At 61.1% G+C, this 16,080-nt stretch carries 10 protein-coding genes; 1 reads left to right on the top strand and 9 read right to left on the bottom strand.

Features of this window, described 5'->3' with window-relative positions; all coding sequences use genetic code 11:
* Positions 1 to 25: 25 nt before the first annotated feature.
* A complete protein-coding gene (locus AC1DYF_RS33250) occupies positions 26 to 937 on the bottom strand; it encodes a LysR family transcriptional regulator (protein WP_477882236.1) in 912 nt (303 codons plus the stop codon).
* Between the two features lie 161 nt (positions 938 to 1,098).
* Between AC1DYF_RS33250 and AC1DYF_RS33255 the strand changes: the two genes are divergently transcribed.
* Complete coding sequence (locus AC1DYF_RS33255; protein ID WP_477882238.1) at positions 1,099 to 1,797, top strand: type 1 glutamine amidotransferase domain-containing protein; 699 nt, start codon at positions 1,099 to 1,101, stop codon at positions 1,795 to 1,797.
* Between the two features lie 127 nt (positions 1,798 to 1,924).
* On the opposite strand, the gene AC1DYF_RS33260 is transcribed toward AC1DYF_RS33255, so the two are convergent.
* The 8 genes from AC1DYF_RS33260 to AC1DYF_RS33295 all read right to left on the bottom strand — a co-directional run bounded on the left by AC1DYF_RS33260 (position 1,925) and on the right by AC1DYF_RS33295 (position 16,079).
* On the bottom strand, positions 1,925 to 3,553 hold the full coding sequence (locus tag AC1DYF_RS33260; protein ID WP_477882240.1) for an alpha-D-glucose phosphate-specific phosphoglucomutase: 1,629 nt from the start codon (positions 3,551 to 3,553) through the stop codon (positions 1,925 to 1,927).
* Positions 3,554 to 3,558: 5 nt separating this feature from the next.
* Positions 3,559 to 5,001, bottom strand: coding sequence for a glycogen synthase GlgA (glgA, locus tag AC1DYF_RS33265; protein ID WP_477882242.1), 1,443 nt, complete (start codon positions 4,999 to 5,001; stop codon positions 3,559 to 3,561).
* A 3-nt stretch (positions 5,002 to 5,004) separates the two neighbouring features.
* A complete protein-coding gene (gene glgC, locus AC1DYF_RS33270; RefSeq protein WP_477882244.1) occupies positions 5,005 to 6,264 on the bottom strand; it encodes a glucose-1-phosphate adenylyltransferase in 1,260 nt (419 codons plus the stop codon).
* Positions 6,265 to 6,295: 31 nt separating this feature from the next.
* The gene (gene glgB / locus AC1DYF_RS33275) at positions 6,296 to 8,596 is read right to left on the bottom strand and encodes a 1,4-alpha-glucan branching protein GlgB (protein ID WP_477882246.1); all 2,301 of its coding nucleotides are present in this window, start codon (positions 8,594 to 8,596) and stop codon (positions 6,296 to 6,298) included.
* A complete protein-coding gene (locus AC1DYF_RS33280) occupies positions 8,593 to 11,058 on the bottom strand; it encodes a glycogen/starch/alpha-glucan phosphorylase (protein ID WP_477882248.1) in 2,466 nt (821 codons plus the stop codon). Before AC1DYF_RS33280 ends, glgB begins: the two co-directional genes overlap by 4 nt.
* A gap of 316 nt (positions 11,059 to 11,374) precedes the next feature.
* Positions 11,375 to 12,538, bottom strand: a complete 1,164-nt coding sequence (locus AC1DYF_RS33285; RefSeq protein ID WP_477882250.1) for a vWA domain-containing protein — start codon at positions 12,536 to 12,538, stop codon at positions 11,375 to 11,377.
* Positions 12,539 to 12,783: 245 nt separating this feature from the next.
* Positions 12,784 to 13,665: a transglutaminase family protein gene (locus tag AC1DYF_RS33290; RefSeq protein ID WP_477882252.1), complete on the bottom strand. Its 882-nt coding sequence runs from the start codon at positions 13,663 to 13,665 to the stop codon at positions 12,784 to 12,786.
* A gap of 11 nt (positions 13,666 to 13,676) precedes the next feature.
* The gene (locus AC1DYF_RS33295) at positions 13,677 to 16,079 is read right to left on the bottom strand and encodes a circularly permuted type 2 ATP-grasp protein (protein ID WP_477882254.1); all 2,403 of its coding nucleotides are present in this window, start codon (positions 16,077 to 16,079) and stop codon (positions 13,677 to 13,679) included.
* Position 16,080 lies beyond the last annotated feature (1 nt).

A 16,080-nucleotide genomic window follows, 5' to 3' on the forward strand; every position in this document is an offset into this window, starting at 1 on the left:
TGAACACGAGCGTGGGCAACCGATTTTAAGTCTCTCTTGCGATCATTTCTCCTGCCAATTCGCTGATCATCGAACGCAACCACCTGTGGGCTGGGTCGTGACGATAGCGAATGTGCCAAGCCATTTGCACAGGGAAGGTGCCGAGGTCGACGGGCGTCGGAAGCACTTTCAGGCGCGGATCCTGCTCCAGCTTCTGACAGATCAGGCGCGGCAGCGTTGCGCAGTAGTCCGTGACGGCAAGCATCTCGGGGACGGCGAGAAAGTGCGTCACGGAAACGGCAACCTCCCGTTTGAGGTTATGCTGCCCTAACGCCTGGAAGAGGCCTGCGCGCAGCCGGCCCGGCGGGAGAACGTTCACATGCTTTAGGCCCTCAAACTGCTCTCGGGACATACGATCTCCGATCTCGGGATGATCGGCGCGCACCACACAGGCAAGCCCGTCATCCATAAGATGCTGAACGACAAGGTTATCCGGTGGATCGACAATCCGGCCAAGCACCATGGTCGTTGTCCCGGAAACGACGCCGGTCTCGGCGAGATCATTTCCGAATGGCGTCATGCGGAGCTTAATGCCCGGCGCCCGCTCGCGCATTCTCGCGGCCAGTGCCGGCATCAAAACAAGTTCCGCGTAGCTGTTGGGAGCAAGCGTGAACAGGCGCTCGGCGTTTGCCGGCTGAAACTCCTGCTGGTTCGAAACGAGATCGTCGAGTTGCGCCAGCGCTGCTTCGATTGTCGGGGCGATCTCTTCTGCCAGTTCTGTCGGTTTTATGCCGTATCTTTCTCGGATGAACAGCGGGTCACGCAGGGTTTCGCGCAGGCGGTTCAGCGAATTGGACAGTGCCGGTTGCGTGATGCCCAGCCGCGCTGCGGCCCGCGTCACGCTCCGCTCTTCCATCAGGGCCAGGAAAACCGGGAGCAGGTTCAGATCGTATCTCATCGAGATATAATCTCATGTGAATATCTAAAATCAAAGAAATAAATTTCCGAAATATATGGGCCAATGCCATTGTCACCACATCGAAAAGCCGCCGCGGCTGAACGAACTCCAAATCAACCGGCTGCTACGCCCATGGCGCCATCTCACGGAAGGATCCGGCAATGAAAGTCCTCATCGTACTCACTTCGCACGACACGCTCGGCGACACCGGCAGGAAGACCGGCTTCTGGCTCGAAGAGCTGGCAGCGCCCTACTACGTCTTCAAGGATGCCGGCGCCGAGATCACTCTCGCCTCGCCGAAAGGCGGCCAGCCTCCTCTCGACCCGAAGAGCGATGAGCCGACGTTCCAGACCGACCTGACGCGGCGCTTCAACGGCGACAAAGCGGCCAAGGCGCAGCTGGCAGAGACTGTGCGCCTGGATAGCATCGACCAGAAGGACTTCGATACAGTCTTCTACCCCGGTGGTCACGGCCCTTTGTGGGATCTGGCCGAAGATCGGAATTCGATCGAACTGATCGCATCCTTCGTTGCGACGGGCAAGCCAGTCGCTTTGGTTTGCCATGCGCCAGGTGTTCTGCGTCATGTGACAAAACCCGACGGCAGCCCCTTCGTTCAGGGACGCTACGTCACCGGCTTCACCAATACCGAGGAAGAGGCTGTGGGCCTCACAAAGGTCGTGCCGTTCCTGGTCGAGGACGAGTTGATCGGTCTCGGCGCGGTCTTCTCCAAAGTCAAGGATTGGGGTGTGCATACAGTGATCGATGGCCAGCTCATCACCGGTCAGAATCCGGCCTCATCGAGTGAAGCAGCGGAGGCACTGATTGCCGCTCTGAGCCGGATGAAGACCAGGTCTGCCTGAGCGCGCCGAAACGCTGCGATCCGCCGGCGGCTCGCGTCGGCGGATCATCTTCAAAAAACGGAGTTTGTGATGTCCTCCCCTGTTCCGACAATACTGCCGTAACAGCGAGATTTCCGTATATCGAAGCTCAGGTTATCACGCTCGGCTTGTCGCGTCCGGTTCTCGACTTGATGCCGGCGATCTGGTCTGCCACGGCGATCAGGTCGGCCAGCGCCTGCTGCGTGTCGAGGTCGTGGCGCGAGGCGTCGGGCTCGTAGCGCTCGATATAGACGCGCAGCGTCGCCCCGGACGTGCCGGTGCCTGACAGGCGGAAGACGACGCGGCTGCCGCCTTCGAAGAGGATGCGGATACCCTGGTGCTCGGACACGGAATGGTCGACCGGGTCGTGATAGGCGAAGTCGTCGGCGGTCTGGACCGTCAGCTCGCCGAATTTCTGGCCGGGCAGGGTGGCGAGCTGGCTGCGCAGATTGTCCACCAGGCCATTGGCCGCTCCGGTCTCGATTTCCTCGTAGTCGTGGCGCGAATAATAATTGCGGCCGAAGGCGGCCCAATGCTTGGTGACGATGTCCTTGGCGCTCTCGTTGCGCACCGCAAGGATATTGAGCCAGAGCAGCACGGCCCAGAGGCCGTCCTTTTCGCGCACGTGGTTGGAACCGGTGCCGGCGCTTTCCTCGCCGCAAATCGTCGCCATACCGGCATCGAGCAGGTTGCCGAAGAATTTCCAGCCGGTCGGCGTCTCGTAGATGCCGATGCCGAGCTTTTCAGCAACGCGGTCGGCCGCACCCGAGGTGGGCATCGAGCGGGCGATGCCGGCAAGCCCCTTGGCATAGCCGGGAGCGAGATGAGCATTGGCTGACAACATGGCGACGCTGTCGGACGGGGTGACGAAAATGCCCTTGCCGATGATCAGGTTGCGGTCGCCATCACCGTCCGAGGCGGCGCCGAAATCCGGCGCATCCGGTCCCATCATCTCGTCATAAAGGTCCTTGGCGTGAACAAGGTTGGGGTCGGGGTGGTGGCCGCCAAAATCCGGCAGCGGCACGAAATTGCGCACCGAGCCCTTGGCGGCACCGAGACGGTTTTCGAGGATCTCCTTGGCATAGGGACCGGTGACCGCGCTCATCGCGTCGAACACGACGCGGAAGCCGGAGCCGATCTTGGCCTTGATTGCCGGAAAGTCGAACAGCGTCTCCATCAGCGCCGCATAATCCTCGACCGGGTCGAAGACGTGGACTTCCATGTTTTCCAGCGACTTCATGCCCGGCACATCGATGTCGATATCAGGGGCATCGGAGATCATATATTTATCGATCTGCTTGGAGAGGGCAAAGATCGCGTCGGTGATCTTCTCAGGCGCCGGGCCACCGTTTTCGGCATTGTACTTGATGCCGAAATCCTCGGTCGGGCCGCCGGGATTGTGCGAGGCGGACAGGATGATGCCGCCGAAGGCCTTGTATTTGCGAATGATATTGGAGGTCGCCGGCGTCGAGAGGATGCCGCCGCGGCCGACCATGACCTTGCCGAAGCCGTTGGCGGCCGCCATTTTCAGCACGATCTGGATGACTTCGCGGTTATAGTAGCGGCCATCACCGCCGAGCACCAGCGTCTGGCCGAGAAAGCCTTCGAGTGAGTCGAAGATCGACTGGACGAAGTTCTGCACATAGTTGGGCTGCTGGAAATGCGGCACCTTCTTGCGCAAGCCTGATGTGCCAGGCTTCTGGTCATTGTAGGGTGTGGTCGAGACGGTGAGGATCATGGCGGTCAAACCCTGCTGATGAGATTCTGGTAGAGGCTGGCATATTGACGGGCACTGGCGCCCCAGGAGACGTCGGATTTCATCGCCGCCTTCTGAATCTGCGCCCAGGTCTTCTGGTCCGCGTAGAGCCGGAAAGTACGGCGCAACGCGTCGCGCAGGCCATCGGAGGTGACGGGGGAGAACTCGATGCCGGTCGCGACCTTGGCGGTAACTGCAGCACCATTGGCGTCGATAATCGTGTCGGCTAGCCCGCCCGTATGGCCGACAACCGGAAGGCAGCCGTAGCGCAGGCCATAGAGCTGGGTCAGCCCGCAGGGCTCGAAGCGAGAGGGAACGAGGATGGCGTCAGCGCCGGCCTGCATCAAATGTGACAGCGGCTCGTCATAGCCGACGACCATGCCGACGCGGCCGGGATGGCGCGCCACCGCCGCCTGCAGCGCCTCTTCGAGCGCTGCGTCGCCGGAGCCGAGTATAGCCAGGCTGCCGCCATTGGCGACGATATAGTCGATATTGTCGACGACGAGATCGATGCCCTTCTGCCAGGTGAGCCGTGAGACGATGCAGAAGATCGGCCCAGCGCCAGGGGTGAGCCCCACGCGGGTCGCGAGCGCCTTGCGGTTTTCCTCGCGGCGTTTGAGCGAGGAGGAGTTGTAGTTGGCGACGATGTGCCGGTCGTTTTCCGGGTCCCAGATCTGGTCGTCTATGCCGTTGACGATGCCGGTGAGATCGGCAGCGCGGGCGGCGATCAAGCCTTCGAGACCCATGCCGAATTGCGGCTCGGTGATCTCGACCGCATAGGTAGGGCTCACGGTGGTCAGCGCCCAGGCGGTGCGCAGCCCACCCTTGAGATAGCCGACATCGCCGTAATATTCGAGGCCGTTGACGTTAAAGGCATCCGGCGGCAGTTCCAGCTGGGGGAAAATCGCAGACGAAAACTGGCCCTGGAAGGCGATGTTGTGAATGGTGATCACCGACGGCACGCGGCCGCCGGCGGCGCTGTATTTCAGATAGATCGGTGTAATTGCCGCCTGCCAGTCATGGACATGGATGAGGTCCGGTAACCAGGCAGGATCCAATCCGTTGGCGATGTCGGCGCCGATATAGGAGAGTGCGGCGAACCGCCGCCAATTGTCGACATGGTCGAGGCCCGCTGCGTCGGTATAGGGGCCGCCCGGCCTGTCGAAATAGGCCGGCGCGTCGAGGATATAGAGATCCAACCCGGCGTGCTGGGTAAAGAGCACGCGCGCCGGTTCGCCCAGGAGCCAGGTCAGATCGGCGATGACTTTCGTCTCGCCGATCTTGGCCATGACGGAAGGATAGCCGGGCAGAAGCGTCCGCATCTCGACGCCGAAAGGCGCGAGCGCGAGCGGCAGCGCGCCCGCGACATCCGCGAGCCCTCCGGTCTTGATCAGCGGGAAGACTTCCGAGGCGACGGACAGGACTTTCATCGCTCAACCCAGTTTGTCGATCATGGCCTGGGTGATGAGGCAGATGCCGGACTCGGTGCGGCGGAAGCGCTTGGCATCGAGTTCGGGATCCTCGCCGACGACCAGGCCTTCCGGGATGATGACGCCCCGATCGACGACCACCTTGCTCAGCCGAGCGTGGCGGTTGACGATCACTTCCGGCAGCACGACCGCGTGGTCGAGGCTTGAATAGGAATTTACCCGGCAACCGGTCGACAGCATCGTGCGATGGACGGATGCACCGGAAATGATGCAATTGCCCGAGACCAGCGAGGAGATGGCTGTGCCGCGACGGCCGTCGATATCATGGACGAACTTGGCCGGTGGCGTGATCTCGGAATAGGTCCAGATCGGCCACTGGACGTCGTAAAGATCGAGTTCCGGCACGACATCCGTCAGGTCGATATTGGCTTGCCAATAGGCATCGACGGTTCCGACGTCGCGCCAATAGGCCTCCGTCTCCATCTCCGCCTTGACGCAGGATTGGCTGAAACGGTGGGCGACGGCTTTGCCGTTCTTGACGATATAGGGGATCAGGTCCTTGCCGAAGTCGCGTGAGGAGTTCGGGTCGGCGGCGTCGCGCCGCAGGAGGTCGACGAGGAACTTGGTGTGGAAGATGTAAATGCCCATCGAAGCGAGCGCCATGCTCTCGTTGCCGGGAATGCCGGGCGGGTCGGCGGGCTTTTCGACGAAGTCGATGATCACGTCCTTGTTGTCGACATGCATGACGCCGAAGGCCACAGCCTCCATGCGCGGCACTTCCAGGCAGCCGATGGTGACGTCGGCGCCGGAATTGACGTGCTGGCGCAGCATCAGCTCGTAGTCTTGCTTATAGATATGGTCGCCGGCGAGGATGACCATATATTCCGGATTGTGCGGAACAATGATGTCGATGTTCTGGTAGACGGCGTCGGCCGTGCCTTCATACCATTGCGTTTCGGAGACGCGCTGGGAGGCGGGCAGGATGTCGAAGCTTTCGTTTCGCTCCGGGCGGAAGAAGTTCCAGCCGCGCTGCAGGTGGCGGATCAGCGAATGCGCTTTGTACTGGGTGGCGACGCCCATGCGGCGAATGCCGGAATTCAGTGCATTGGAAAGTGCGAAATCGATGATGCGCGTCTTGCCCCCGAAATAAACCGCCGGTTTGGCACGTCGGTCCGTCAATTCCTTGAGACGGCTGCCGCGTCCACCGGCCAGCACATAAGCCATGGCATCGCGCGCCAAAGGCTGGAGTCTTCTTTCTGCCATTTTATTTCCTCCCAGTGATCGTTACGCGTACTCATACGGGCTCCAGCCAGATCGTGCCGAGCGGCGGCAGGACGAGTGTCCCGACGATCCGTCCGGTTGGCTGCCTATGGGCGGTCACTTCCCCAAGATTGCCTTTTCCTGAACCGCCATAGGTCTCGGCATCCGTATTGATGATCTCACGCCATTTGCCTTCCATCGGCAAGGGCACGTCGTAATTGCCGCGCTCGACAGGCGTGAAATTGGTGATCACGGCCACCGGCTTCTCGCCTGGCGCCTTGCGGATCCAGGCATAGACCGAATTTTCGTGGTCGTCGGCGATCATCCATTCAAAGCCTTCGCCCTCGCAGTCGCGGGCATGCAGGGCCGGCTTGGTTTTGTAGAGCTGATTGAGATCGCGCACGAGACGGCGCATGCCGTCGTGGTTGGGGAAATCGAGCAGGTTCCAGTCGAGCGAGCGCGATTCCGACCATTCGTTCCACTGGGCGAATTCCTGGCCCATGAACAACAGCTTCTTGCCGGGATATCCCCACATGAAGCCGTAATAAGCGCGCAGATTGGCGAATTTCTGCCACTGGTCGCCGGCCATTTTGGTGATCAGCGAGCCCTTGCCATGCACGACTTCGTCATGGGAAAGCGGCAGGACGAAATTCTCCGACCAGGCATAGAGCAGGCCGAAGGTCAGTTCGTTATGGTGATGCTTGCGGTGGATCGGATCACGCTTCAGATATTCGAGCGTGTCATGCATGAAGCCCATGTTCCACTTGAAGCCGAAGCCCAGGCCGCCGTCATAGACCGGTGCGGAGACTTTCGGCCAGGAGGTGGATTCCTCGGCGATGGTCAGGATGCCGTGATGCGAGCCGTAGAGGTGGCGGTTCATGTCTTTGAGGAATTCCACCGCCTCGAGGTTTTCGCGGCCACCGTATTTGTTGGGAATCCACTCGCCTTCCTTGCGCGAATAATCGAGGTAAAGCATGGAGGCGACGGCATCGACACGCAGGCCGTCGATGTGGAATTTTTCCGCCCAGTAGAGCGCTGAATTGATCAGGAAGCTTACGACTTCGGTGCGGCCGAAATTGTAGATGGCGGTATTCCAGTCGGGGTGAAATCCCTGGCGCGGGTCCTCATGCTCGTAAAGCCCGGTTCCGTCGAAATGCCGAAGCCCGTGCTGGTCCACCGGAAAATGCGCCGGCACCCAGTCCATCAGGATCGAGATGCCCGCCTTGTGAGCGCCGTTGACGAAACGTGAAAAGGCTTCCGGCTCGCCGAATCGGGCGGTGGGCGAGAACAGGCCCGTCGTCTGATAACCCCAGGACGGGTCGAAAGGGTGCTCAGTGATCGGCATGAATTCGATATGGGTGAAGCCCATTTCGACGCAATAGGGGATGAGCAGGTCGCCGAGTTCGTCCCAGGTCAGCATCGCGTCGTCGGGGCCACGCCGCCAGGAGGCGGGGTGGACTTCGTAGATCGAGATCGGCTGGCGGCGGGCATCGATGGTGGACCACCATTCGCGATGTGCCGCATCCTCCCATTCCTGTTCGATCTCCGGCGTGGTCAGCGAAGCTGTCTTCGGTCTGAGCTCCGATTTGCGTGCGTAGGGATCGGCTTTCAGCGGCAGCAGCGTGCCGTCGCGGGCGAGGATTTCATATTTATAGGTCTCGCCACCGCCAATGCCGGGAACGAAGATTTCCCAGACGCCGCTGTCGCTGCGGAAGCGCATGACATGCCGGCGGCCGTCCCAGTTGTTGAAGCTGCCGACGACCGAGACCCGGGCGGCATTCGGCGCCCAGACGGCAAAATGAAAGCCTTCCGCACCTTCATGCTCGATCGGATGGGCGCCCATCTTGTCGAACAATCTCAGATGCGAGCCTTCGCGCAGATAATAGTCGTCCATCGGCCCGAGCACGGGGCCGAAGGAATAGGGATCGACCACATCCCATTCGCCGAYGGCGTTTTTCGCGTGGTAACGGAGTGGTTGCCGTGCCTTGACGGAGAGCAGCCCCTCGAAGAAGCCGGCACCGTCGCGACGGGGAATCGAGCCGAGATCTTCACCCTTCAGCGTATAGGCGGTGATCTGCTCGGCGCCGGGGACGAACGCGCGGACGACGAATTCCTTGCCGAATTCATGCAGGCCGAGCACGGCGAACGGATTGGCATGCACGCCCGCGACGATCGCGGCCACCTCTTCATCGAAGATGCGGAAATCCTTGACCTTGGCTGGCTTCTTGGCGGCGGCATTGTCTGCCGCCGCGTTTGCGTCAGGCGTGGCGCCTCCGTTCGCATCTGCTTCCGACTTTACCGTCCTGCGATCGGCCTTGCCCGCCTCGATACTCATCCCGCCCTCCAGATTTCCTTGGCATATTGCCGGATTGTCCGATCAGAGGAAAACCATCCCATGCGCGCTGTGTTCCGGATTGTTTTTGCATACCAGCTTTTTTCATTCTCCCAGGTGCGATCAATCTCGCGCTGGGCCTTGGTATAGGCATCGAAATCACCCGCCACCATGAACCAGTCGTGCTGGTAGAGGCCGTCGACGAGGCTGGCGAAGCGGGTTGGGTCATCGGGCGAGAAGACGCCCGAAGCAATCGCGTGCAGTGCTTGCGACAGGTCGCGCGAGCCTTCGATGATGGCCCGCGGATTGTGGCCTTCGGCGCGTGCCGCGGCGACTTGTTCTGCGGTCATGCCAAAAATCTGGATATTGTCTGCGCCGACGTAGTCACGCATTTCGACATTGGCGCCATCGAGCGTGCCGATGGTGAGCGCGCCGTTGAGGCCGAACTTCATGTTGCCGGTGCCGGAGGCTTCCATGCCGGCGGTCGAGATCTGTTCGGAAAGGTCGGCCGCAGGCACGAGCACTTCGGCGAGCGAGACATTGTAGTTCGGCACGAAGACGACTTTGAGCAGGCCACGCACCGCCGGGTCGGAATTGACGACACGGGCGACGTCATTGGCGAGCTTGATGATCAGCTTGGCGTTGTGATAGCTCGGCGCCGCCTTGCCGGCGAAGATTTTCACCCGCGGCACCCAGTCTTGTTCAGGACGGGAGCGCATCTGGTCGTAGAGCGATACCGCCTCGATGATGTTGAGGAACTGACGCTTGTATTCGTGGATGCGCTTGACCTGGATGTCGAACATGGCCGACGGGTCGAGCTTCAGGCCCATACGGCTCTGGATGAGCTGGGCGAGGCGGACCTTGTTGTCGCGCTTGACGGCGGCGAACTTCTTCTGGAATTCGGCGTCTTCGGCGAAGGCATTGAGGCTCTGCAGTGCCTCGGTATCGTCGAGGAACTTGTCGCCGATCGTTTCGCGCAGCAGCTTGACCAGGCTAGGATTGCACTGGTTGAGCCAGCGACGCGGCGTGATGCCGTTGGTCTTGTTGTTGATGCGGTCCGGATAGAGCCGATGCAGGTCGGCGAACACGGTGACCTTCATCAGGTCGGTGTGCAGCGCTGAAACGCCGTTGATCGAATGCGAGCCGATGAAGGCGAGGTTGCCCATGCGCACGCGGCGGTCGCCGCTTTCGTCGATCAGCGAGATGGCCCGGACTTGTGGGTCGCTGAAGTTCTTGGCCTTGCGGGCTTCGAGCAGCACCTTGGCGTTGATGCCGTAGATGATCTGCATATGGCGCGGCAGCAGGCGCTCGAAGAGCGGCACCGGCCAGGTTTCCAGCGCTTCCGGCAGGAGCGTGTGGTTGGTGTAGGAGACCGTCTTGTGGGTAATCTCCCAGGCCGCATCGAATTCGAAGCCGTGGACGTCGCAGAGAAGGCGCATCAGTTCAGCGACGGAGACGGCAGGATGCGTGTCGTTGAGCTGGATTGCAACCTTTTCGTGGAGGTTTTCCAGCGTGTTGTATTGCTGGCGATGGCGGCGCAGAATGTCCTGAAGCGAGGCCGAGGAGAAGAAGAATTCCTGCCGGAGCCTGAGTTCCTGGCCGGCGGGCGTTGCGTCGGCGGGGTAGAGCACGCGCGCCAGGCTCTCGGCCTTGTTGCTTTCGCGCAATGCGCCGATATGGTCGCCGGCATTGAAGGCGGCGAGCAGGATCGGGTCGATCGGCTGGGCCGTCCAGAGGCGTAGCGTGTTGACGCGATTGCCGCGCCAGCCGACGATCGGCGTGTCATAGGCCATGGCGATGACGCGCTCGGCCGGCTTCCAGACGTAACGAGCCTCGCCATCTTGAGCGAGCACGGATTCGACGGCGCCGCCGAAGCCGACTTCATAGGCGCTTTCGCGGCGCTCGAACTCCCAGGGATTGCCGTGGGCAAGCCAGGTTTCCGGCAGTTCCACCTGCCAGCCGTCAGCGATCTGCTGGCGAAACAGGCCGTGGACATAGCGGATGCCATAGCCATAGGCGGGGATATCCGTCGTCGCCATCGATTCCATGAAGCAGGCGGCGAGGCGGCCGAGACCGCCATTGCCGAGTGCTGCGTCCGGTTCAAGCGCCGCGACGACGTCGAAGTCGACGCCGAGCATTTTCAGCGCTTCACGCAGTTCGTCCATCAGGCCGAGATTGGAAACAGCGTCGCGCGTCAGCCGGCCGATCAGGAATTCCAGCGAGAGATAGTAGACACGCTTGCCCTCGCTCTCATACGTGCGGCGGGTGGACTCCATCCAGCGGTCGATCACCCGGTCGCGAATGACCAGGATGGCAGCGGTCAGCCAATCATGCGGCTTGGCCACGGTGGCATCCTTGCCAATGCGGTAGGTCAGGCGCTCGACAATGTCTTCGGCCAGGGTCGCGGGATCGGACAGTCTTTCCGGCGGCTTCGGGATTTCGACTTTCTCTGCAGAGGTTTTCATTGTGAGCTCAATTACTTCGGGGGTTGACGATCGGCGGGCACGCTGGACAAATCGCCACCGCGTCTCGCGAGATTTGCACCGTTCAAAAAGACATGCAACGGTTTATTCCATCCACTGCTGAAAACAGAGCTATGGTTAAATCGTGACACTTCGATGAACCGGCGCCAAAACTGCACGCGCCAAACCTCCCGAACGCTCCCAGGGAGTCATATTAGGCATTTAATCGATTTAGGATCAATATGGATTCAAAAAAATACCGCCGGCTATGAAACCGGCGGTTCAAGGTCGTTGGGACAGGCTCGGGGAGGTAGGAGTGTTATTGGGTCAGGCGTGTTGCCGTCTCGGTGGCGCGCTCGCCGATATATTCGAAGGCGGCGTTGATATCGTCGGCGTTTTCGGCGGCGAAATAATGCGAGCTGGTCGTGGCGCAGTAGCTCAGCAGCGCTTTGCCTCGTGTCGGCGCCATGAAGGCGATCGTATAGACTTCTATGCCATTGGTGCGGGCAAGATCGCACCACTTCTTCGTCTCGGTGTCGGCCGAGTCATAGTTGTTGTCGCCGTCGGTCATGAAGACGATGTATTTCGACGGCACCTGGCCGTTCTTGTTGAGGTGTGCGGTGTTCTCCGATGCGGCCACGAGCGACTGGTACGCCGTCTTGAAGGCGAGGCCGGAATCGGTGCCGCCGTCGGCAGTCAGCTTGCTGATATAGGTTTTCGTGGCCGTCTCGCCCCAGGCGAGCGTGCTGGGTGTCTGCATGGCGGTATTGTAAGAGGCCGCGGCGGTGCGGACGAGGGTTGTCGCCGGATCGGCGGTGGCAAGCTGGTTCATCAGGTTGGTCGCCGCCATCCGGAGCGCGGTGATCTTGTCGTAGTAAGTGTAGCAGGTATAGGTCTTGCGGCCATAGCGGCAGGTATAGCTGCCGGAGACGGTATTGGTATATTCCGCCATCGAGCCGGAGCGGTCGAGCACAAGGTACATCGACAGCGCATTCTTGCTCGCCGTCGTCGATTCCGTCGAACTGGTCACCGTCAGCCGGCCGCCGGTCTGGCCGAGAAAGGCCGACAGCGTCGAATATTGCACGTCATAGCAGGTCTGGACCGTGACATCGTATTTCTTGGCGGTGCCGACCGTCGTCTGGTCGTTGACGGTCACATGCGTGCAGCTTGAAAAGTTGAACGGATTGGTCTTTTCCTTGTCCGGGTTGTCCATATGGTTGGACATCTGGCCGGTGATGAAGTCCGCGGCAAGCGTCTTCGCCTGGTCGTCGGTAATGCCTTTGTTGGCGAGCGCCGACGCGGCGGCCAGGGCCGCGGCATCGGCGGCGTTCTGCAGCGCCGCCTTGGTGGCGATCATCTTCGACATATCCAGCGCCAGTCCTCCGGCGGCCAGCCCGACCGGCAGGATCAGTGCCGCCATGAGCGATAGGTTGCCAGCCTTGTTACGGAGGAAACGGCGTAGAAATGACGGGGATGATGTCATGGCGGCCACTCGGAGGAAGGGTTGACTTCTAATATTTTGAGAAGAAGTTAACAGCGATGTGTTCGAATTAAGTTTCTGAAAAGACTTCGATTTAACGAAAGTTTAGTGTTAAAATTTCTCGGTGAAAGTTACACTTTTTTCAGACTTTCGCGTGGCCGCACGAAAGAATTGCCGGAAACCATGTCTCCGGCTGCTCCTAATACGCGCGAGACGCGAAAAGGTTCCGCTTGCCGTGTAAAAAAAGTTCAGGCCTTGACCGGGACGACGTCGACGGCTTGGTCCGTCGTGTGACTGCCGTAACTTTTCAATATCCCGATGACCGGGGCGACGTCGGAATAGTCGCGGCCGTAGCCGACCCGGATATGGTCGCTGCCGGCCATGATATTATTGGTCGGGTCCCATTCCATCCAGCTGCTCGCCTGGCCGCACCAGACGCGCACCCAGGCATGCATGGCGTCGGCACCTTCGAGCCGCTCCTTGCCGGGCGGCGGGATGGTGCGCAGATAACCACTGACATAGCCGGCGGGAATGCCCACCGAGCGCAGGCCGAGGATCATGATATGGGCAAAATCCTGGCAGACGCCTTTCTTCAGTTTGAAGGCCTCGCCCGCCGGTGTGTCGACTTTGGTGGCGCCGGGCACATAGGTGAATTGCTTGTTGATGCGCTGGCAGATGACGGTCGCGGCTTCGCGGACCGACATATCAGGCTTGAACATCGTGCGCACCCAGTCGCCGATATCGCGCGATGCCGGAAGCCTGGGGCTGTCGCCGAGGAAATGATGCGGCGCTTCGGGACCTAGTGACCAGCAGTCGGTCACCTCATCGCCGATCTTGCCGACGCGTGGAGAAGAATCCGCCTGGGGCGAGGCATTTTCAACCTGCACACGCGCCTGCATGCGGATCTCGAATTCGTCGAGCGGGTTGCGGAAAGTGATAGCCGTGGCGGGATTGTTGAAAAAATCGGCGAAATCGGTGCGCTCGTCAGGGCCTGGTCCGAAGGCCACCGTGCCGGCGATCAGGCGCTGGCCCCTGTCCAACGTCAGCGGCAGCACGCGCACGATCTGCCGTGCCCCGGATGCGGCAACCTCGTAACTGTAGCTGATTTTCATCGAAACGTCGTAGAGCATGTCTGTAGGCTCTAACCGATATAGGTGCGGGCGAGAAGGTCGGAAAAGTTTTCCATGTCGGCTTCGAGCCGGTCATAAAGGTCGACAGTCATGCTTTCGGGTGTCATCAGCGCCAGCGTCGAGTAGAGGCGCAACGCCTCGCGGTAGAAGGGCGACATCTGGCCTTGGACGATCGCGTTGGGCAATTGCTCGACTTCTGCCTTGATCTCGTTGAGCTGGTAGAGGACCGAGCGCGGATTGAGCGAATCGAGCGCCAGCAGGTCGGTCACGGTCAGCCGCGCCGTTGCCACGTTGTATCGGCGGCGATGGGTCATGACGCTGTCGCCGATCTCGATCAGCATGTCGAGCGCGCCGTCGGGCGCATCGGAGCCGGAAAAGTGGCCGAGCAGCCGCGACATATGCAGGCCGCGCTCCAGGTGGCGGCCGATCGACAGGAAACGCCAGCCGGTGAATCGATACATGTTTTCATGTACCAGACCGGCGAAGCCGGCCAATTTGCGCAGCAGCACGGTCATGGCGCCGGTGGCGTCGTCGCCGGGCTGCACCTTCTCGCGGAATTCGCGCGTGGTCTTGGCTAGGTCGTTGAGCGCCAGCCAGCCATCGGCGGAGAACCGGTCGCGGATGTTGGAAGCGGAATAAAGCGCGCTCGAAATGTTGCGCATCAGGCTTTCCGGCACGACTTCCTTGGTGTCGATGTCGAGCTGGGCGAGATAGGCCGAGAACTTGGCGAGCAGCGGCTGCTTGCGGTCGGCATATTCGGCGAAGCGGCCGTGCCAGGCGCGCAGGATGCGAAGCGCTCCTTCGGCCCGCTCGATATAGCGGCCAAGCCAGAAGAGGTTATCGGCGGCGCGGCTCGGCAGGCTGCCCGGCATATTGCGGGTGAAGCTCTCCTCCGGCGGCAGGAGTGTCGACCATTTCACCGGCTTGTCGGAAACGATCCAGACATCGGCGACTGCGCCGCCCTTCTGCATGGCGATCGCGGAGACATCCTCGCTGGCGCCGATGCGAGCGAAGCCGCCGGGCATGATCTGCCAGCCGTCGCGGCTGCGGGCGGCGAAGACGCGCAGGCTCATCGGCCGCGGCGACAGTTTACCGTCGACAAAGGCCGGCGTGGTCGAGAGTTTTACGATCTCCTGGCCGACCAGCCGGCTGCCCTCCTGGTTCAGGCGCTTGAGGAAATCCTTGTCCTTCTCGGCCAGCACCGTGCCGAGTTGCGATTCCTGTTCGTCGAAGAAGGCAAGGCTGGAAAAGGCCGGTCCGATGATCATCCGGTCGAGATTCTTGGCGACATGTTCGCGCTCGGCCTTCTGGCCACACCACCAGGTGGCGATCGAGGGCAATTTCAGGTCCTCGTTCATAAGCCGGCGACAGATGGCAGGCATGAAGGCGAGCAGGGCGCGGGTTTCGAGAATGCCGGTGCCGATCGCATTGACGACCGTGACGCTCTCGGCCCTGAGCGCCTGGACAAGGCCGGGCGTGCCGATCTGCGAACGCTGGTTGAGTTCGAGCGGATCGGCATATTCCGCGTCGAGGCGACGCCAGAGCACGCTGACCGGCTTGAGACCGGCGACGGTGCGGACCATGACCTGGTTGTTGACGACAGTCAGGTCCTCGCCTTCGAGCAGCATGAAGCCGAGATAGCGGGCGATATAGGCATGCTCGAAATAGGTTTCGTTGGCCGGACCCGGCGACAGGATGGCGATGCGGTCGTCTGAATGCGTCTTGCGGGCCTGCAGGGCGTCACGGAAGGCGCCGAAGAAGGCGGCAAGCCGGTGGACATGGATTTCAGCATAGACATCGGAATAGGCGYGCGTGGTGGCGACCCGGTTTTCTAGCGCAAAGCCGGCGCCCGACGGCGCCTGCGTCCGGTCGGACAGCACCCACCAGTCGCCATCCGGCCCGCGGCCGATTTCAAAGGCAATGAAATGCAGGAAATGGCCGCTATCAGCCGGTTTCAGGCCGACGACGGGCCGGAGATATTCAGGATTTGAGGCGAGAAGGGAGGCAGGGAGGAAGCCTTCCTGCACCAGCCGATTGTCGGAATAGATGTCGGCGACCAGGCGTTCCAGCAGTTCGGCGCGCTGAACGAGGCCCTCGGAGAGTTTTTGCCATTCCGCGCCGTCGATCAGCACCGGCACGTGGCTCAGCGGCCAGGAACGCTCGGCATTGGAGGCGCCGCCGCCATAGGCGCGATAGAAGACCCCGGCATCGCGCAGATAGCGGTCAGCCTTGTCCATGCGATTTTCGCGATCTTCGGCATCCATGGCGGAGAAGCGCTCGACGAAATGCCGCCAGACGGGACGCACTTGTCCATCCGGGCCGAGCATCTCGTCGGCCGCGCCTGCCAGTGGCTTGTAATCGAGCCCTGGTTTCCCCCCCGAAACGGTGTCGCGCTTGCCGCTTACCCCCGTCAAT

The organism is Rhizobium sp. P2_G9 (genome assembly GCF_056403475.1).